This window comes from Teredinibacter purpureus (assembly GCF_014217335.1).
Taxonomy (GTDB): domain Bacteria; phylum Pseudomonadota; class Gammaproteobacteria; order Pseudomonadales; family Cellvibrionaceae; genus Teredinibacter; species Teredinibacter purpureus.
The window spans coordinates 3922286-3942108 of the sequence record NZ_CP060092.1 but is presented as its reverse complement, the minus strand read 5'-3'; the positions used below and the strand labels follow the sequence as shown (position 1 = coordinate 3942108).

Here is a 19823-nt window from a genome sequence, read left to right as displayed (position 1 = left end):
GCGAAGCGTAACTGGCCAGCGCTCTGAGTGAAAGGTGTTGTGTAGGCAATATTTGCGGAGCGCGACTTGTACAAAGCCTCGATAAACTGGGCTTATTAACGATTAAAGAAAAGTTGAATAGAGCGTATGCAAAACGATAGTCCTGTAATAACAATTGATGGCCCTAGTGGCTCTGGCAAAGGTACGCTATGTCGTCTTGTGGCGCAGGCAACGGGCTATTCATTGCTGGATAGCGGTGCACTCTACCGCCTAACGGCTTTAGCGGCCGTGCAGTCGAATACCAATTTAGAAAATGAGCAGGCTGTCGCAGCGCTAGCCCAGAACTTGGCGATAGAATTCAGGCTCGCTGAAGAGTCTATTTGTGTCATGCTCGGCTCAAAAGAGGTTACCGACGCAATTCGTCAAGAAGAGATAGGCATGCTCGCGTCAACAGTAGCGGCTTACCCGCAGGTGCGCGAAGCACTGCTTACCCGTCAGCGTGATTTTCGGCAGGCGCCAGGTCTAGTGGCGGACGGTAGAGACATGGGTACAGTTGTTTTTCCAGAGGCGCCCCTAAAAATATTCTTAACCGCCAGTGCGCAAGAGCGCGCTAATCGCCGAGTTAAGCAGTTGGCGTTATCAGGTGCGGCCGGTATCGATCCCGCTAAAATTCTTGCAGATATTGAGGCGCGAGACGACCGAGATACTAATAGAGCCAGTTCACCGCTTAAGCCCGCCAGTGATGCGATAGTGCTCGACAGTACTAGCCTGTCGATTAACGCGGTATTCAATCTCATAATGAATGAAGTGAGCCAGCGAGCGTTGGGCGCTTAATTGTTTGGCGAGCCGCTTATATAGGAGAAGAGCATGTTTCAAAAACTAATAGGGTGGCTGCGGGGCGTTTTCATTATCCTTTGGCTGGTTGCTGTACTCGTTATAGGCGCTTGGATTGGCTTCTATAACGCCGATTACACCACGCTTAATATCCTCGGTTTTCAACTGCCTGAAATGACCATTGGTTTCTACTTGTGCTTAACGTTTGCTGTAGGTGTTGGTTTGGGGTGGTTTGGCACTTGGGTGTTAGCGCAGGGAAAACTTTATTCGCGTAAGCGGGAATTGGGTAAGGTTCAAAAAGAGGTAGGCAAGCTGCGCACGGCGCAAGTTCAGGAGACCTAAGCGAGCTATGGTCGATTACCTTGTTTTTGCATTGTTGTTAGTGGCGGTAGCGGTGGGTTACGTGCTTGGCCGCTATCAGCGAGCTGGCGAACGCCAAAACGCCGGAGCTGCGCCCGGTAACTCCTATTACCAAGGCTTAAATCATTTATTGAAAGATGAGCCCGATGCAGCCATCGACACCTTTATCGCAGCGCTAGACGTTAACAGCGAAACGCTAGAAACGCATTTAGCGCTGGGCAATTTACTCCGAAAGCGCGGCGAAGCCGCCCGCGCCATTCGCGTCCATCAGAATGTGTTATCGCAGCCCAATTTAAGTAAAGCGCAACGTCATTTGGCGCAGCTTGAACTGGGTGTGGATTATATGAAGTCGGGCTTGCTTGATCGTGCCGAATCGCTTTTTAAAGAATTAGCAGAAGTTAAAGGTCTTGATAATGCCTTTAGAGAGCAAGCGTTATCGTATTTGTTAGAAGTGTATCAAGATACGAAAGAGTGGTTGGCGGCAATTGATGTGGCAGACCGCCTCACGGCCGCCAAGTTTTCATCAACGGCCGATGAATGGCGTCACAGGCAAGCGCAATACAGCTGTGAACTGGCAGAAGAGGCGTTGGCGGGGCAAGCGGCAGGAGAGGCTCGGCGCTTCGTGCGCAATGCCCTGCGTTACGACAAGGCCTGCGCCAGAGCGGCATTGCTCCAGTCTAAAATAGAGCTAGCCGAAGGCGGGGCTGCCGTTGCGTTAACGGTGTTGCGTAAATTGCCGCACCATAACCCCGAATTTATTTCCGAAGCATTACCGCTTATTTATACGTGTTTTCAGGCGCTCAATAGCCCCAAAGAAATGACCGCCTTTTACCAAGAAATATATACCGATAGCCATAGTTTACTCGTGCTGAGCTACTTAGCTAAATCTATCGCGCAAGAGCAAGGTGAAGATGTTGTCGTCGATTTTTTATTGCAAGAACTCCAGGCATTCCCACAGATGGATGCCGCCGGCGAGCTACTGAAATTAGTCTCAGAAAACACCTCTCAATGGATAGGTTTTAACTACGGCACCATAAAGGGGGTGCTCGAAAAATTAACCCACGCAAATTGTGAATACGAATGCGCCGGTTGTGGGTTCTCGGGCGAGCAGTTGCACTGGTTGTGCCCTAGCTGTAAACGCTGGTCGACGATAACGGCGCGTTAACCTATTTAGCGCTTATATTGTTTGTGCGAGTCTATCTCCATTCATGTAAATGGCCGTGACGCAAGCACACCCTAAAAGCAAACAAAACCCCTTGTGATTACGGTATATCTCTGCTACCCTCGCGCACCTCTGAAAAACCGTTGGACAACCTCTTTTTAGCCAGATGTGGAGTGTTTCTAGCGACAATTAATTGACCCGTATACTGGCGAATACGGTTTCTATATATAGGTAGCGCGCAATGAGCGAAAGCTTTGCAGAACTCTTTGAAGAGAGCTTACAGACAGTTGATATGGTGCCAGGCACCATCGTAACCGGTGTTGTTATCGACATCGATCAAGATTGGGTCACAGTACACGCTGGTCTCAAATCTGAAGGCGTTATTCCCGCAGTACAATTCCTAAACGAAAAAGGCGAACTCGACCTAAGCATAGGTGACGAAGTTCAGGTAGCCCTAGAGACCGTAGAAGATGGTTTCGGTGAAACCCGCCTGTCTCGTGAAAAGGCTAAGCGCGCAGAAAGCTGGAAAGTGCTTGAAGCGGCTCACGAATCTGAAGAAGTTATTACAGGTGTGATTAACGGCAAGGTTAAAGGTGGTTTCACTGTAGACGTTGCTGGTATTCGTGCCTTCTTGCCTGGTTCATTGGTAGATGTTCGCCCTGTGCGCGAGACAACTCACCTAGAAGGCAAAGAGTTAGAGTTTAAAGTTATTAAGCTAGACCAGAAGCGTAACAACGTTGTTGTTTCTCGTCGTGCCGTTATGGAGCAAGCCAACACCGAAGAGCGTGATGAGTTGCTGGCTACCTTGCAAGAAGGTCAAGCGGTTAAAGGTATCGTTAAGAACCTTACCGATTACGGTGCCTTCGTTGACTTGGGCGGCGTAGATGGCTTGCTACACATTACCGATATGGCGTGGAAGCGCATTAAGCACCCAAGTGAAATCGTTGCTGTAGGCGACGAAATCGACGTTAAAGTGCTTAAATTTGATCGCGAGCGCAACCGTGTATCACTTGGTCTTAAGCAATTGGGTGAAGATCCATGGGCCGCTATCACTAATCGTTACCCAGAAGGCGCGAAAGTTAAAGCCACCATCACCAACCTTACCGACTACGGCTGTTTCGCCGAAATCGAAGAAGGTGTTGAAGGTTTGGTTCACGTATCCGAAATGGATTGGACCAACAAAAACATCCACCCAAGCAAAGTTGTTAACCTAGGCGACGAAGTGGAAGTGATGATTTTGGATATCGACGAAGAGCGTCGTCGTATCTCCTTGGGTATCAAACAGTGTCAAGAAAACCCATGGGATGCCTTCAGTAATCAATTCGCTAAAGGCGACAAGATCTCTGGCAAAATCAAATCTATCACCGATTTCGGTATCTTTATTGGCCTGGACGGCGGTATAGACGGTTTGGTTCACTTGTCCGATATTAGCTGGAACGAAGCTGGCGAAGAAGCCGTACGTAAGTACAAAAAAGGTGACGAGCTAGAAACAGTTGTATTGGCTATCGATCCTGAGCGTGAGCGTATTTCATTAGGCATCAAGCAGCTAGATGAAGATCCTTTCACTATCTACGTGGGCACTAACGACAAAGGCACCATCGTGACTGGCGTTGTGAAATCTGTAGATGCGAAAGAAGCCGTTATCACCTTGGCAGACGACATTGAAGGTACTTTGAAAGCCTCCGAAATTAGCCGCGACAAAGTTGAAGATGCTCGCAACGTGCTGAAAGAAGGCGAAGAAGTAGAAGCGAAAATTACCAATGTTGATCGTAAAAACCGCGCCATTATCTTGAGCATAAAAGCGAAAGATAACGACGATGAAAAAGCAGCGATTAAAGAGCACAGTGCAAAAGCAGCTGAATCTGCTGCTCCAGCCACTATTGGTGACTTGATCAAAGCGGAAATGAAAAGTAAAAACTAATCGCTAACCGCATTTAGTTTTACGTAAAAGCGACACACCGAAAGGCGTGTCGCTTTTTTGCTTTCAGGGTGCAGAAAATGCTTTGTGCGCCATTGTTGTCGTGTTTACGGTGTAAGTGCGTGTTTAGCACGATATTGTTATGTGCAGGTAGTGTGCCGTCGAAGAGGAATTAAAAAGGAATTAAAGTAGTGTTCGGCGGGCGCTAAGTTTGTTTATGTTAATTGTGCTGTGGTTAACAGTAACCGCCAAGGTGGCGTTCCGCCGCTTTTTGTTGTATAAACAACAACTTGCAGCCAAAACAGAGTAACTGCATTCACTTATTAACCTAACGCAATGATATAAGCGACTTTTTAGGCTAGAATCATTGTTAACCATTAGCGCTAAACGTGCTAAATAACGCTAACTACTCGCCAGTGGCCTCTAACCCTATGACCAAGTCAGAGCTAATCGAGCGAATTGCCGAACGGCAAGACCAGTTATCCGCCAAAGATATAGAGCTGGCCGTAAAGCTTATCATCGAATACATGTCCCAGTGCCTCGCCGCGGGCGATCGCATCGAAATTCGCGGCTTCGGCAGCTTCTCCCTTCATTACCGCGCCCCACGCACTGGCCGCAACCCCAAAACGGGCGAATCTGTTGAGCTAGAAGGTAAATACGTACCGCACTTTAAGCCCGGCAAAGAAATGCGCGATAGGGTGAATGAAAGTCTATCGCGCGATTAGGCGCGTTTGGCGTGGTGTTTTACAGGGCAATATAGTTTTTTGTATTGCACCGTTTAGTTATTGTTAGCGGCACTATAACTCGAATAAACGTTAAATAATCGTAAGTGTTCCGCAGCGTTTTTTGGTTTGTTACAGAGCGAGGGAGAAAACGTACGGGAGGGGGCGGCTTCTAGGTACATATACCTAAAAGTTTATTCAGTGTGGTAATTCTCTGCTGCAACCAGCCATTAAAGCCTATATAATTCGCGCAAATTGTGCGGCAGCGCACAAAAGAGCGGGTCAACAGCTCGGTAGCCATCGGAAGTTAACGCACAGGAAAAGCCATTGAATACTCGCCCCATAGTTCCCGTTATTCTTTCTGGCGGCAGCGGTACACGCCTGTGGCCCAAGTCTCGAAAAGCCTACCCAAAACAATTACACAAGCTCTACGGCGATTACACCATGCTGCAGCATACCGTTAATCGTGTTAAGGGGTTTAAGGCGCCAATTGTTGTTTGTAATAACGACCAGCGCTTTATGGTGGCAGACCAATTGTCCGAGCTGCAAATAGCAAAACCCGATATTATTTTAGAGCCCTGTGCGCGCAATACTGCACCGGCCATAGTGGTAGCCGCGCTTAGGGCGCAGCAGTTGTACGAAAACCCCATTTTAATTGTTTTACCCGCCGACCACCTTATTAAAAATACAGAAGCCTTTAATAAAGCCTTGCAAATAGCTTTAGCGCAAGCAGAGCAAAAACTTGTTACGTTTGGTGTGGTGCCCACTCATGCCGAAACGGGTTACGGGTATATTCAGTCCGAAAAAAGCTTGGAGGGTGCTGGCGCCTCAGTTGTCCAGTTTGTAGAGAAGCCCAATAAAGAAACCGCAGAAGGCTATTTGGCGGAAGGCACTTTTACGTGGAATAGCGGCATGTTCGTATTTAACAGTACGCTTCTATTGAGTGAGCTTGAAGCCTGTGGCGCGGGTTGGTTAGGTTGTGGCAAAAACGCGCTAGCGAATGCAGAGCAAGATCTAGATTTTATACGGCTTAACGAAAGTGATTTTGCCGAGTGCGACGATATATCGATAGATTTCGCGCTCATGGAAAAAACAAAAAAAGCATGGATGGTTCCTCTTGATGCGCAGTGGAGCGATCTAGGCAGTTGGGACGCCCTCTGGGAAGCCAGTAAGAAAGATGAGAACGGAAACGTCACCTTTGGTGATGCGTTTGTAAAAAATTGTGAAAACACTTTGATACACGGCAAAGAACGTCTTGTTGCTGCAATAGGGCTCGAAAATATCGCTATAGTTGATACGGACGATGCACTGCTAGTGGTCAACCGTCACTGCACGCAAGAGGTAAAGTCAGTCGTCGACTGGTTAAAGTCAGAAAATAGAACCGAGTTTCAGCATCATCGTGAAGTACACCGGCCGTGGGGTAGTTTCGATTCAATCGATTCGGGCGATCGATACGATGTTAAAAGTCTAAAAGTTAATCCAGGTGCCAGCTTGTCGTTACAAATGCACCATCATCGTGCTGAACACTGGGTGGTAGTGCGAGGCACCGCTAAGGTTGAGCGGGGCAGCGAAACATTCCTAATCACTGAAAATGAATCTGTTTATATTCCGCTGGGCGAAAAACATCGTTTATCCAACCCAGGGAAGGTTCCGCTAAATTTAATAGAAGTGCGTAGCGGTGAGTATTTAAACGAAGATGATATCGTGCGTTGGTAACAACATTTTTTAACGGTATTACTATCGAAGGGTTTTCATGAATAATGTATAATTTTCGCGTTCAGAAAAATGCGGATTTATCTATTATTTGTATACGAGTAAGAGGGGTAGGAGAATAAATGCTGCAAGGATTCGGAATGCTCGCTATCGCGTTCGCAATAGCCTTTGTAATGGTAAAAATACTCAAGCCAATCGCCTATTCTTTTCAGCTTGTCGATAAGCCCGGCGGCCGCAAAAATCACGATGGTTTAATTCCGCTTATTGGTGGCCTCGCTATTTATTTCGGCGTTTTCTTTACTACCTTCCTGTTTATCGAACAACCCCTTTTTATACGCCTCTTCTTATTGGCCGGTGGGCTTATCGTGTTTATGGGCATGGTAGACGATCGATACGAACTGTCGGCACGTTTTCGTCTGGCCGGCCAATTGCTTGTTACGGGTATTTTTGTGTACGGCTTAGAAGTACACATTCACTCTTTTGGTAATATCTTCGGCTTAGGCGAACTAAAAACGGGTTGGCTAGGTTTTCCGTTAACCGTATTAAGCTTGATGGGCGTAATCAATGCTATCAACATGCTAGACGGCATGGATGGCCTCGTAGGTTCTCTAGTGGTGGTAGCGTTTATTGGCCTAATAGCGCTGTTCGGCTATAACGGGAATCAAACCTTCCAGTACTTGTGCTTAAGCTTTGTGGGCGCTATTACCGCCTTCCTAATTTTTAACCTCTGGGGTAGCCCACACAAAAGCTTCAAAAAAATCTTTATGGGCGATGCTGGCAGTATGTTTCTAGGGCTATCGCTGGGCGTACTCCTGGTCGCGGGCTCGCAGGGCAATGAAGCCGCCTTCAGCCCCGTTACCGCACTATGGTTCGTATTGCTACCCATGACGGATATGTTCACCATTATGTACCGCAGAATAAAACGCGGCCGCTCACCCATGGCACCAGATAGAACCCATATACACCATATTATAATGCGCGCGGGCTTCTCAAAAGTGCACACGCTTTACATTATGTTAGTAGCGCAAGGGTTGTTTGTGGTTACGGGCATAGCCTTAATGAATGCTGGGCAGCCAGATTGGTTGTCGTTTTTGTTGGCAGTGGTTTTTGTAACGGGCTATCAATTGTTAATGAGGCGCTCGTGGCGCTTTATACGTTGGAGTAAACGAAATTTGTTTGCAGAAGCGTCAGCGTAACTTAGTAATATCACTCTAAAAAAGCGGCCTGCTGGCCGCTTTTTTAGAGTGATAGTGTTCACCCTGTGAACAGGGATCATTCGTAGGTTTATAAAGTAATGCCCGAAACAATATTATCAGACGAGTTACGCTACCAACTGCTTAAAGAGCTAGAGGAAAATCCTGATATTAGCCAGCGGCAGCTAGCGAGCATGATGGGTGTAAGTTTAGGTAAAACTAACTACTGCCTAAAAGCGTTGGTAGATGCAGGTTGGGTAAAGGTAGGTAATTTCGCCCGCTCTAACCGCAAGCTAAATTACGCTTATGTTTTAACTCCAAAAGGGTTAAGCGAAAAAGCGGCAGTAACCGTACGTTTTTTGAAAAATAAACAGCTCTTATATGAGCAGTTAGAACAGGAAATTGCCGTGTTACAAAAAGAGGCGGTCGCTCAAAATAAATAATGTAAGAATAGTTGAATTGTTATTTTAAGTAACGGAGTATAGAGCTCTTTACTGTAAAAATCTAATCTTGAAAAGAGCAGAAAGCAACTTATGGACAAAAAAATACCTATAGATTCAGGGGTGGACGCGAATTTTGAAAAACAACTCGATCGGATAGAGCGGCAGTTAGGCACTGTTACTGCAGCGACCATTCTAAAACCTAGTGAGCAGCTTAGTTATCAGGCGCAGGTGAATGCCGACGAGATCGATTTGCGGGAGCTGTGGAACGTTATTTGGCTGGGCAAGTGGATTATTATTGCTACAACTTTTGCTTTTACTGTTGCGTCTGTGTTTTATGCGCTTTCATTGCCCAATGTTTATAAATCGGAAGTATTGCTAGTGCCGGCTGAGCAGGGAGCTAGCGGTGGTTTAGCTGTTATGGCTAAGCAATTTGGTGGCCTGGCCTCATTAGCTGGAATTAATCTAGGTGGGGGCGGTGTAAGTGATAAAGCGACTATTGCTATTGAAATAATTAAGACTTGGGGATTCCTCGATGGGTTTATCCGAGACAATAATATTGAAGTTGCGGTCTATGCTGCCAACGGCTGGAACCGTTCAACTAACACCTTAACTTATGATAGTGATATTTATGACAGTGTAAACAAAAGCTGGGTAAGGGAATTTGACCCGAGTAAAGGGGAAGCAGCCGAGCCAAGCAGTTGGAAGCTCTATGAAAAGCTTAGAGACCGCATTAGTATTTCTCAAGATGAAAAAACGGGTTTAGTAAACTTGTCCGTTGAGCACTATTCTCCATATACGGCTAAAGCATGGGTTGACATCTTAGTTGTTACCATTAATGCTCATATTCAAAGGCATGACAAAGACGAGGCTTCTAAAAGCATCGAATACCTAAAGAAAAAAATTCAGGAAACAAATATTGCAGGTATGCAATCCATTTTTTACCAATTAGTTGAAGAGCAGACTAAAACGTTAATGCTGGCCGAAGTCAGTGATGAGTACGTATTTAAAGTGTTAAGTCCAGCAAAAGTAGCTGAAATAAAATCAAAGCCAAAACGAGCATTAATCTGTGTACTTGGTGTTTTGTTGGGCGGGATGTTTTCGTTTTTGATTGTGTTTGTTCGGTATTTCCGAGGTCAGTGAGTCTCGGTCAAAAAAGACGATTACTAGATTTGGGTTTCTGTTTTACTTGCAATAACCAATACCATTGTTTTTTGGCCATTGATCCGCGTTAGCTAGGTTTCGAAGAATCTTAATCTTTCGTGCTGGAAGACCTTCAAATCAATGTTTAAATTAGTGGTGTTTGTGGGATTTTCTGTTGAAAAAACAGGTTTATATGGGTGTTAATCTAGGTATGTAGTAATTAGTTAGGAAGAATTTATTATGCATGAAGTTAAAATTTTAGACTGCACACTGCGTGATGGTGGTTATTACAATCTTTGGGATTTTGATCCTGACGTTGTTCAAGCATACATTGAAGCCATGGCTAAAGCTAAAGTAGATTACGTCGAATTAGGGTTGCGTGAGCTGCCTCAAAAAGGTTTTCACGGTGCGTTCTTTTACACAACCGAAGATTTTATTAATCGTTTGCGATTACCCAATGGGCCTAGTTATGGTGTAATGGTTAATGCTAAGTCGATTATGGGCTCCCCTAAGTCTATTGGCGATACAGTTAATGATTTATTTGTTGATTCTAAAGACAGTCATGTGTCTATTGTTAGAGTTGCAGCTCACTTTGATGAAGTGGAAAAATCAGAGGCGATAGTGAAATGCTTGAAAGACAAGGGTTATATTGTTGGATATAACTTGATGCAAGCCGGAGGTAAACCCTCAGCGGAGTTGGCAGAAAAGGCTGGGATAGTGGCTTCTTGGGGGCAGGTGGATGTCTTATATTTCGCTGATTCACTTGGCAATATGGATGGAGGGGAGGTTAAACGAATAATCTCGGCATTGCGTGAATGCTGGTCTGGTGACTTAGGTATCCATACTCACAACAACATGGCTAGAGCATTAGATAATTGTTTGGTCGCAAAAGCAGCAGGGGTGAAGTGGCTGGATGCTACGGTTACGGGTATGGGGCGTGGTGCAGGTAATTCGCAGACTGAAAATTTATTAGCTGTTATTAGTCAAGAGAGCGATAGTTATGTAACAACTCCAGTATATGAGTTGGCAATACGTCATTTCGAGCCGATGCAGAAAGAATGTGGCTGGGGAAGCAATTTACTTTATTTCTTAGGCGCTCAAAATAATCTTCACCCTACTTACATACAAAACATGCTTTCTGATAGCCATTTTGGGACGGATGAAATTGTTGGTGCGATAGAATTTCTTAGTCAGCAGGAAAATAGAACGTCCTACAATGGAGATGTGTACAAAGCCGCATTGACATTCTCCGGTGAGGGAAAGCCGGTCAGTGGTTCGCCAGAGTTGTGCAGTGTTGCACATGAAAGAGATGTTTTAATTGTAGCAAATGGTTCAAGTTTACAAAGATATTTAAGGGACATTAAAGCGTATATTAGAAACAAAAAGCCAATTGTTATTGGGATAAATGTGATTGAAGAGCTGGCAGAATATATTGATTATTATTGTCTATCCCACAACAATAAATTTCTTTCAGAGCGTGGTATATACAATACGCTCAAAAAGCCGGTTATATTGCCAAAGCACCGATTCAAGGATTCAGAACTAGAACTTTTTTCTGGCAGCTGTCAATTAATCGATTATGGGTTTGAAGTTAAGCATAATTGTTTTTCCGTTAAAAACGAATACTGTGTTGTTCCTTTTGATATTACAGCAGCATATGCATTTAGTGTTGTTGAAACGATGAACCCGAAAGGAGTGTTTCTCGCCGGGTTTGATGGGTATGAAAGTGCCGACTCTCGACAATTAGAGATGCTTGAAATCTTTTCTATGATGAATGGTCTTGAAATATCAAAAAGGCTCATTGCATTAACGCCAACGACCTATCCTCTTGTGCAAGGCTCCATCTATGCACCGGTTTAGTTGTTTTGATGTAATTATATTTGATTGTGATGGCGTTCTGCTCGACTCAAATGCCCTAAAAATTAAAGCTATGGGTATAGCTTTAAGGGGGTACGGCATAACGAATTCTGATATTGATACATGCACCTCTTTTTTTGGTCAAAACTTCGGGAAATCTAGATTTTATCACGTTGACTATTTTGCAAGCCACTTGCTAAATTTGAGAGGCTTGATAGTTGAGGACTTTAAAAGCGAAGTTCTCGCATCTTATTCGTATCAGTGTGAAAGGTTATACTTAAAAGCTAATTTGGCGCCATTTGTAAAAGAGTTGCTGACTAAAAGTAATGCGGTTAAATATGTTGCTAGTGGTTCAGAACAAGATGAGTTGAGAAGAGTTTTTAATGCTCGACAGTTAAATGTCTATTTTGATGGAATTATGGGCTCCCCAGAACTGAAATCAGTTAATGTCTCCAACATTTTGGATATGCATAAAGAGTCTAAAGCTGTAATGATCGGTGATGCAATTTCAGACCTAGAAGCTGCAAGAGCCAATGCAATTGATTTCATTTTTTACAGTCCTTTTTCTAGGGTTGAATCAAAAATGAGAGGTCTGTGTAAAGATCAAGGATATCGAGTCATAGATTCTTTTGATGAGGTAATACAAGAAATATGAACGTTGATAATTATGCGGTAGTTATTCCAGCTAGATTCGAGTCGAGTCGATTTCCAGGTAAGCCTTTAGTAGATATATGCGGTAAACCTATGATTCAGCATGTTTGGGAGCGATGCTGTGAAGCAGTTGGGGGCGAAAAGGTGTTCGTAGCAACCGATGATGATCGAATTGAATCTGCGGTCAACACGTTCGGTGGTTCGGTTATAAGAACAAGTAGCGGCTGTCTCACTGGAACCGATAGGCTTGCAGAGGCTAATCGGACTTTAAATTGCAATTTTATTGTTAATGTTCAAGGCGACGAACCACTTGTTTCTCCTGAACATATTAAAAATGTAATTGAATCTTATATTAATAGTGATGGAGCGATTATTAACGCTATGTGCAAGATTTCAGACGAAAGGGAGTTCCGTTCGTTAACTGTTCCGAAAGTGGTATGTGATCAGTCTGGAAAGCTATTGTATATGAGTCGATCTGGGATCCCATTGACAAAAGAGGGGGATTTTAAGTTTGGCTTAAAGCAGGTTTGTATTTACGCTTTTTCGAGAGAGCATCTTGAGTTTTTCTTAAGCCAGCAGAAAAAAACACCTCTTGAAGAGGTTGAAGATGTTGAGATTTTACGATTTTTAGAGTCTGGTTATGAGGTAAACATGGTCGAAGTAGGGAGTGGTTCTATCGCTGTGGATATTCCTGATGATGTGGCTCGCGTTGTTCTCTCTATGCAGCAGTGATTTAAATTAAGCCATAATACAAGGTTGTAAAATATCCGTTCTCGCATAAGTCGAGGTATTTTAAGTAGGTAAATATCTGCTGTTAGCTAACAATAGATTTTATCAATAGAGTTAATTTGATATACAGACAGACCTACGATGCCCAAAGAGCGAAAAATAAAGCTTTCGATTATCACCTCAGTCTTATCGAAAGTGTCAACGTTAGCATTACAGTTGTTTGCAATGCCGTTGGCTGTCAAGCAGTTGGGTGCCGAGGGCTTTGTTGTATATTCAATGATGATGGGGGTTATGGGGTGGCTGATGCTGTCAAGTATCGGTGTTGGCCCAGCGATTACCATTATTATATCGCCATTGCGTTATAAGAAAGATCGAAGTAGTTGGTTTTCAAGCGCTCTCATTATAGCAGTTTTTGTGAGTTTAGTAGTTTTTCTAGGTGCGCTAATATTGCTAGCGTTGGTAGATGTTAATACTATTTTTATGTCTACCAATGTCAGTTCGACAATAGATGTTAACGTCAGTTTTTATTGTATTTTAATTATTTTTGTTTTGCAGAACTTTTGTACCGTAACAGATGCTGTCGTTCTTGCATCGCAAAAGCAATATATAACTAATTCGTTTTCATTTTTATCTTCAATAGTTAGTGTAGTGTTTGTTGTTATTTATGGGGAAAATATAGCATTAGTCAGCCATCTGCTTTTAATTATTTTAGGGCCAATCGTTGCCTTTAGACTTATAAATGCTTTGAGACTTATTTGTGTTGAAGGTTATGTTAACCTCAATCCGAGTTTGATATCTAAGCCGCAGGTAAAAAAGTTACTGTCAGACGGTAAAAATTTTTTGTTTGCCGGTTCCGTTGCAAATTTAATTTTGCATGTATTGCCTGTACTGATTGTCGGTCGTTTTTATAGCACGGATTTTGCTGCTCAATATGCTGCGCTAAATCAAATAATCTTACTTGGAAGCGGCTTGGTCTCCATGGTCTGTTTACCGTTGATTCCGGCTATTACAGAGAGTGTTTCAAAAGGAAGTTATACCTGGGCTATTGGGGTATATTCGAAGCTGTTGAAATACGTGCTTAGCGTTCTATTTTTAACCATCGTTGTAGGGTGCTCGTACGGTAGTGCTGTTCTCTCTTTCGTTTTTAACTCAGAAGTAACTTTTCAGCAAAGTGTTGTTGTGTCAGCTAGCTTCTACTTTTCATTGCTCATGTGGACAAATGTTCATGTGACGATACTTTCGGCAGTGGGTAAGATAAAGAAAGTAGCGGGTTATCTACTTGTCAAGGCGGTCGCAGTTTTAGTCACCATTTGTATTTTTTTATGGATGGATATTGAGGTGAACCCGTTTTATATAATGGTGTTTTGGACTCTTATTATTGAAACTTTTACGTTGTACTCAATTGCAAAGGAGTTTTTTTGTGCAAAAGACGTTGTTAATAACTAGTACACCGGCGGGCAGTAAAGGGGTGGGTGATATCTACTTAGAAAATATTTGCTCTCAACAACCTGATGGTAGTATTGCAAGATTGTCCGTAGTAAAGCGATCAAGGCTGGGTAAAATAAAAAAATGGCTTAATTTTAGTTGTTATGAATATGGGGTTTTTAAAAGTCATTTACCTATCTTGTCAAGCCTACTCTTATTGATTTTTAGGTGTATTTATAGGGAAAGGATATTTCGAACTATAGTTGAGGTTATTAATTGTGAGAAGGTAGATAAAATTTGGGTGGTACTATCAAGTCCAGAATTAATTTTTCTTGCGGAGAGCCTGCTCGCCAAAACTGAAATACCCGTTTACGTCACGATTTGGGATTCACCAGTTTATTTAAAGGGGAATTTAAACTTAGACCCATTTACCTACCGTTTGGTTAAAAAATCATTTGATTTTACATTGAAAGGGGCAGAAAACATCTCCGTTATCAACGAGGGAATGGGAGCAAAGCTATGCTCTGAATACGCAGATAAAACGTTTGTTATTAGAAATGGAATTGATAGTAATGAGTTTCAGCGGGGTGTCATTGAGAGGCGATCCATTGAAAAATCAAAAAGTATAAAAATTGTATTTGCAGGATCAATATACGCGAAGCGTGAATGGAATAGTTTTGTTTCCGCGCTTAAATATATGGATTTCAAGGTAAATAATAAAAATATTCAGCTTGTTAACTTTGGTCGATTACCTCGTTTTGGCGTCTTGCGTGATAAAAGGATTGAATTTCGAGGTCAGGTAGAATTGGAAGAGGTTTTGGACGAATTGTCGGTATCAGATATTGGTTATGTACCTTATTGGTTCTCTCCTAAAAAAGCTGAAGTGGTCGAAACTTCGTTTCCTGGGAAGGTGTCTGCATATATCGCTTCGAGCGTAAAGGTGTTGTTTCATGGGCCAAAAAATTCTTCGGTAGTTTCATTTATTAATAAATACAAAGTTGGTGTTAATTGCACTTCGCTTGATCGTAGAGCGCTCGTTGAGGCGATAGAGGTAGTGTCTGATATGCAGGTTGGGGATAGGGCGTTGACTGAAGCGCGAGAATCGTTAAGTAAAAGGAAGATGATATTGTCTTTTGGTTCCTTTATTCAGTAATAACTATATACATTTTCTTGTGCATACACTTTGTGTTTTCGAGGTTCTTTTGCAAGACATATCATTTTTATTATACGCAGTTTTTTTGCTTTTGATGGCATTTTTAGTGTTGGTTTCTAAAAGGGATACGTGGTTTTATCAGGTTCTAGTGGTTTTTGTTTTTGTTTTTATCGTTGGTTATCGGAATATATTGGTTCCAGATACAAAAGAGTACTTTGACTTATTTAAATTGTATAACTCGTCTCTTTTGGATATGCAATATATAGGGCAGGAGATGGGCTTTGTGGTTTTCGGTAAGCTCATTAAGCTTTTTTTCGATAGTCACATACTATATTTCTTATCTATTGCTTTGTTTAATGTCATGTTGGTAAGGTTGGCTTTAGTTAATCTAGGCCTTAATGTCTCGTTGGGGTTGATTGCGTATATTTCGTTCTATGGTCTCTCTGTTAACTTTATATTTTTGCGGGTTGGTATGGCGATATCTGTTTTTTTGTATGGATACAGTCTTTTGTATAGAGGTAAGAAGGTGGCTCCTTTTTTAGTTTTTGCGCTAGCCCCTTTTTTCCATAAAAGTATATTGCTGGTCATTTTATCTTTGCCTTTGTTGAAATTGCAGTTAAAGAGGTATGTTTGTTATAGCTTTCTTTTTGTCTCTTTTGTTCTGTATTACACTGGACTGACCGACTTCATAATCTTAAAGATATTTGAATATATCAAGTTGCTCTCTTTTCTGTCCAGATATACGTATTATATTGATAATATTAAGTTTGAGTCAGGGTATTCTTTTCGGTTTTTGTTTAATGTTGTCGTTTTGTCTGTGGTTATCTACAAAACTAGCGATTTTGAAAGAATGACTGGGCCGCTTAAGGTTTGTCTTCTTGGGGTTTTTCTTACGTCATTTTTCTCGGGTTTTTTGTGGGTAGATAGGATCGCTGATGCATTTGTTGTTTTTATGTTTTTTATCGTAACTTCTTTTGTTTGTGAGCGGAGTAAAGTGGGGAGGTATAAGGTGTTAAATGTGCTGACGTATTTTATTTTTGTTACGGTTAATCTGGTTTTTGTGTCCAGAGTGTTAAAAGATTTTTTGTTTATAGATGTTTTTTGACCGATTTATATGCAGACTGCAGTGATTGTGCTTGTTTCACTCAAGGTTATTATCCTATGAATATTCCAGTATTGTTGTTGTTTTTCAATAGGCGAGACTCTATTGTTAGGTTGGTTGGTGCTTTAAAAGCTGTGAAGCCAGAGGTTATATATTTGGCTTCTGATGGTCCTAGAGGCCTTGCTGAGCAGGAAGTCATATTTGAAATACGGGACGAAGTTCTTAATGCTATCGATTGGGGGTGTGAGGTTCACACTTTGTTCTCAGAAGAGAATCTAGGGTGCAAGCTAGCTGTAAGCAAGGGGATTCAATGGTTTTTTAGCCAGGTTGATAGGGGAATTATTCTCGAGGATGATTGTATTCCATCCCCTTTTTTTTTCGAATATTGCGAGAAAATGCTTGAAAAATACAAAACTGATAAAACCGTCGCTTCGATAGCCGGACGAAATGAATTGTCAAAATTTGGTAAAGAAAGTCATTTTTTTTCTAGTAAATTCTTCTGCTGGGGATGGGCGAGTTGGGCGGATAGGGTTAGGGGAATTGATGTTGAATTTGGTTATCAAAAAGATGTTTTGAAAAGTATTGGCTTACGCGAGTTATCCTTTGCTGAAAAAAATCATGTGCTGGGTATTCATAACCTAATGAAAACCAAAATGGTAAATTCGTGGGCGTATTCATACGATCTATATTTTCGATCAAAAAAAATGTTGCATGTGGTCCCCAAGCAAAACCTTATCAATAATATTGGTATAGGTGATGAGGGAACGCACCGTGGATCCAAAAGCGGGGATGATACCTCTGTTTTTGGTGAGGGGTTTCCAATTGATGACGCTGTGGCGCCCGAGGTGAATACGTTGTTTATGAGAAAGTATTTCAAATTTGTCTATAGTCCTCTCAAACTTCTTCTATTTCCCTATATTGGTTACATCAATAAAATCAGGAAAAAACTGGCTTGATGAACAAAAAAAAAGAGGTCAAGCTACTTAGAACCGGTGAGATTGAATGTTCATTTAATGGTGAATCAACGGTTGTCGGCTTTGACAGCAAAAAAATCAGCGCGCTAACGGATAAACTTTCGTCAGAAGTTGCTGGGTTCGGTCTTGGTTCAGATTATGCCAATGAGATTTATTTGCTTTTCTACTTCAAATTGTGTGAGTGGAGTGTTCAGCTGGATGATCTGCATTGCGAGGATATAAAAACTGGTGTAGGTGGCGTACAAGGCGTGTTGTGGCGAAGCATGTTAAAGGGTAGGCGTGGGTTACCTGTTTATACTTTGATTCGAGATTACTTTAGAAGTGTTATTTTGACTATAATGGCATTTTCTGTTGTTGTTATTGGTGGCTTGTTGTCACCTATGTATGTTCTTTGGCAAACATTTATGCTCGGCAAGGGAGGTAGTTTGTCTTCAAGGGCCTGTATCGTAAGGTCTAGCGCAACTTATTCCAAAATGTGTTTGATAAAAGATGATCTTAATATGGATTTATACGCAGAGGATATAGCGTATAAGAAGACAAATTTGAGTTCGATGTTTTCTCTATTGAGTGTAAATGCTTCTTTTTATAGTGTTTTGAAAATCCCCTTTATTGTGGGGCGTGATTTTTGTTCAATTTTAAGAGATGCCTATATTCTACTTGGTTTTCAGTGTGTCGGTGATATAGTTTGGTATTTTTCTAGGCGGATTGTGGTTAAAGCTATCTATGAAATTACTTTTATCGAATTGTGCAGACTAGGCTCTGTCAAAAGCATATATACAGGAAATAAAGAAGATCGGTATGCGATGCTTGAGAGTCGTATTGCTAGCAACAACAATAAAGAGCTTATTTGTATTCCCCATGGACTTGAATATTCTATTAAGTTTCCTGGTGGTGTTGCTGGCGATATCTTCTATTCTACGAGCCAAGTTTCAGCGGAGTGCTTGAATAAACTGTATGGTACCACTAAATTTGTATATGACCAGGCATTGATGAATAGGATCTTTTCGAGGGCTTGTTTGGCGGTTGACAATGAGGGTAAGGGGAAAAAGGTTGTGTATTTTTCCGAGTCCAGGGATACGCATGTGAATTTGAGTATTGTAAAAACCTTATATAATTTGGGGGTTGATTTTTCGGTAAAGTTACATCCCAAGGATTCAAAAAGCAATTATAGTCACATAGGTTTTAATCTGATATTTATTGATGATTATGTTGACGCTATTTGTAATCGTATATGTGTGGCAAGAAAGTCAACGGTGCTGCTAGAGGCATTGTTTAATGGTTCTATCTCTATTGCATATCTAGAGAACTCAAAAGATAAATATTATGTAGAACATCTTTTCCCTTCGCTGCAGGCAAAGGGGATTAAGCAGGTGTTTTGTGAAAGTGATTTAAAAGAAGAATTATCGTTGATTTTAGAGGGTAAATAGAAAATGTTTGAAGATAAAGTGCTACTTATTACTGGTGGGACGGGCTCTTTCGGTAATGCTGTTTTAAGGCGTTTTTTAAGTACCGATATTAAAGAGATACGTATTTTTTCGCGCGATGAAAAAAAACAAGATGATATGCGTAAAAAATACAACAACCCCAAGCTGAAGTTTTATATTGGTGATGTGCGAGATTATAATAGCATTTTAAGTGCTACTCGTGGGGTTGATTACATCTATCACGCGGCGGCATTAAAGCAGGTTCCGTCTTGCGAGTTTCACCCTATGGAGGCAGTTAAAACCAATGTGTTAGGTACTGAAAATGTACTTGAGGCTGCTATTGCCAATGGCGTGAAGCGAATAGTTTGTTTAAGTACAGATAAAGCTGTATATCCAATTAATGCCATGGGTATTTCTAAAGCTATGATGGAAAAAGTTATAGTGGCTAAGTCTCGCAATGTGGATGCATCAAAAACAACTATTTGTTGTACGCGCTACGGTAATGTTATGGCCTCTCGCGGTTCGGTGATTCCTTTGTTTGTTGATCTAATAAGGGCTAAAAAGCCAATCACGATTACAGACCCTAATATGACTCGCTTTATGATGACTCTAGATGATGCGGTTGATTTGGTTTTATATGCCTTTGAGAATGGTTCTAATGGCGATATATTTGTTCAAAAAGCGCCAGCCGCTACGATAGAAGATCTTGCCGAAGCATTACGTCAATTACTGCAGGTTAACGATCATCCAATTAATATTATTGGCACACGACATGGCGAAAAACTTTATGAGGCATTATTAAGCCGTGAAGAAATGGTTGCCGCAGAAGATATGGGTGATTATTATCGCGTACCACCTGATCTCCGTGATCTGAATTATGGGAAATATGTTGAGAGCGGCGATTCGCGTATCTCTCAGGTTGAAGATTATAATTCTCATAATACGGAACGTCTAGATGTTGAAGGAATGAAGCAGTTACTGTTAAAGCTTCCTTTTATTCGTGCCATGTGTGCCGGTGAAGACTATGAATTGGATGCTTAAATT

Annotated in this window: 18 protein-coding genes; all 18 read left to right on the top strand. The window is 41.9% G+C overall.

Annotated features, from left to right (window positions below; all coding sequences use genetic code 11):
* Positions 1-126 precede the first annotated feature (126 nt).
* Entirely contained in the window at positions 127-813 is a 687-nt protein-coding gene (cmk, locus tag H5647_RS17600; RefSeq protein ID WP_045860388.1) for a (d)CMP kinase, read from the top strand.
* 33 nt (positions 814-846) lie between these two features.
* Positions 847-1155 (top strand): LapA family protein, encoded by a 309-nt coding sequence (locus tag H5647_RS17595; RefSeq protein WP_045860387.1) that lies wholly within the window; start codon positions 847-849, stop codon positions 1153-1155.
* Positions 1156-1162: 7 nt separating this feature from the next.
* A complete protein-coding gene (lapB, locus tag H5647_RS17590; protein WP_045860386.1) occupies positions 1163-2338 on the top strand; it encodes a lipopolysaccharide assembly protein LapB in 1176 nt (391 codons plus the stop codon).
* Positions 2339-2576: 238 nt separating this feature from the next.
* Complete coding sequence (rpsA, locus tag H5647_RS17585; RefSeq protein ID WP_045860385.1) at positions 2577-4256, top strand: 30S ribosomal protein S1; 1680 nt, start codon at positions 2577-2579, stop codon at positions 4254-4256.
* Between the two features lie 413 nt (positions 4257-4669).
* Positions 4670-4978, top strand: coding sequence for an integration host factor subunit beta (gene ihfB, locus H5647_RS17580; RefSeq protein ID WP_268871378.1), 309 nt, complete (start codon positions 4670-4672; stop codon positions 4976-4978).
* A 324-nt stretch (positions 4979-5302) separates the two neighbouring features.
* The gene (locus tag H5647_RS17575) at positions 5303-6691 is read left to right on the top strand and encodes a mannose-1-phosphate guanylyltransferase/mannose-6-phosphate isomerase (protein WP_045860383.1); all 1389 of its coding nucleotides are present in this window, start codon (positions 5303-5305) and stop codon (positions 6689-6691) included.
* Positions 6692-6810: 119 nt separating this feature from the next.
* On the top strand, positions 6811-7884 hold the full coding sequence (locus H5647_RS17570) for an undecaprenyl-phosphate alpha-N-acetylglucosaminyl 1-phosphate transferase (RefSeq protein WP_045860382.1): 1074 nt from the start codon (positions 6811-6813) through the stop codon (positions 7882-7884).
* A gap of 98 nt (positions 7885-7982) precedes the next feature.
* Positions 7983-8324, top strand: coding sequence for a MarR family EPS-associated transcriptional regulator (locus H5647_RS17565; RefSeq protein ID WP_045860381.1), 342 nt, complete (start codon positions 7983-7985; stop codon positions 8322-8324).
* Positions 8325-8414: 90 nt separating this feature from the next.
* Positions 8415-9464 carry a Wzz/FepE/Etk N-terminal domain-containing protein gene (locus H5647_RS17560; protein ID WP_082087104.1) on the top strand — a complete coding sequence of 350 codons (1050 nt, stop codon included), beginning with the start codon at positions 8415-8417 and terminating at the stop codon, positions 9462-9464.
* Positions 9465-9704: 240 nt separating this feature from the next.
* A complete protein-coding gene (locus H5647_RS17555) occupies positions 9705-11324 on the top strand; it encodes an aldolase catalytic domain-containing protein (protein ID WP_045860380.1) in 1620 nt (539 codons plus the stop codon).
* Positions 11311-11976 (top strand): HAD family hydrolase, encoded by a 666-nt coding sequence (locus H5647_RS17550; RefSeq protein WP_045860379.1) that lies wholly within the window; start codon positions 11311-11313, stop codon positions 11974-11976. Before H5647_RS17555 ends, H5647_RS17550 begins: the two co-directional genes overlap by 14 nt.
* Positions 11973-12704 carry a 3-deoxy-manno-octulosonate cytidylyltransferase gene (kdsB, locus tag H5647_RS17545; RefSeq protein WP_045860378.1) on the top strand — a complete coding sequence of 244 codons (732 nt, stop codon included), beginning with the start codon at positions 11973-11975 and terminating at the stop codon, positions 12702-12704. Before H5647_RS17550 ends, kdsB begins: the two co-directional genes overlap by 4 nt.
* Before the next feature lie 138 nt (positions 12705-12842).
* Complete coding sequence (locus tag H5647_RS17540; protein ID WP_045860377.1) at positions 12843-14147, top strand: lipopolysaccharide biosynthesis protein; 1305 nt, start codon at positions 12843-12845, stop codon at positions 14145-14147.
* On the top strand, positions 14122-15279 hold the full coding sequence (locus H5647_RS17535; RefSeq protein ID WP_045860376.1) for a glycosyltransferase family protein: 1158 nt from the start codon (positions 14122-14124) through the stop codon (positions 15277-15279). The genes H5647_RS17540 and H5647_RS17535 overlap by 26 nt, the downstream gene beginning before the upstream one ends.
* A gap of 49 nt (positions 15280-15328) precedes the next feature.
* A complete protein-coding gene (locus H5647_RS17530; RefSeq protein WP_162926433.1) occupies positions 15329-16384 on the top strand; it encodes an EpsG family protein in 1056 nt (351 codons plus the stop codon).
* 56 nt (positions 16385-16440) lie between these two features.
* Positions 16441-17337: a hypothetical protein gene (locus tag H5647_RS17525; protein WP_052692158.1), complete on the top strand. Its 897-nt coding sequence runs from the start codon at positions 16441-16443 to the stop codon at positions 17335-17337.
* Positions 17337-18782 carry a hypothetical protein gene (locus H5647_RS17520; protein WP_045860374.1) on the top strand — a complete coding sequence of 482 codons (1446 nt, stop codon included), beginning with the start codon at positions 17337-17339 and terminating at the stop codon, positions 18780-18782. The genes H5647_RS17525 and H5647_RS17520 overlap by 1 nt, the downstream gene beginning before the upstream one ends.
* 3 nt (positions 18783-18785) lie before the next feature.
* Positions 18786-19820 (top strand): polysaccharide biosynthesis protein, encoded by a 1035-nt coding sequence (locus H5647_RS17515; RefSeq protein ID WP_045860373.1) that lies wholly within the window; start codon positions 18786-18788, stop codon positions 19818-19820.
* Positions 19821-19823: the final 3 nt, after the last annotated feature.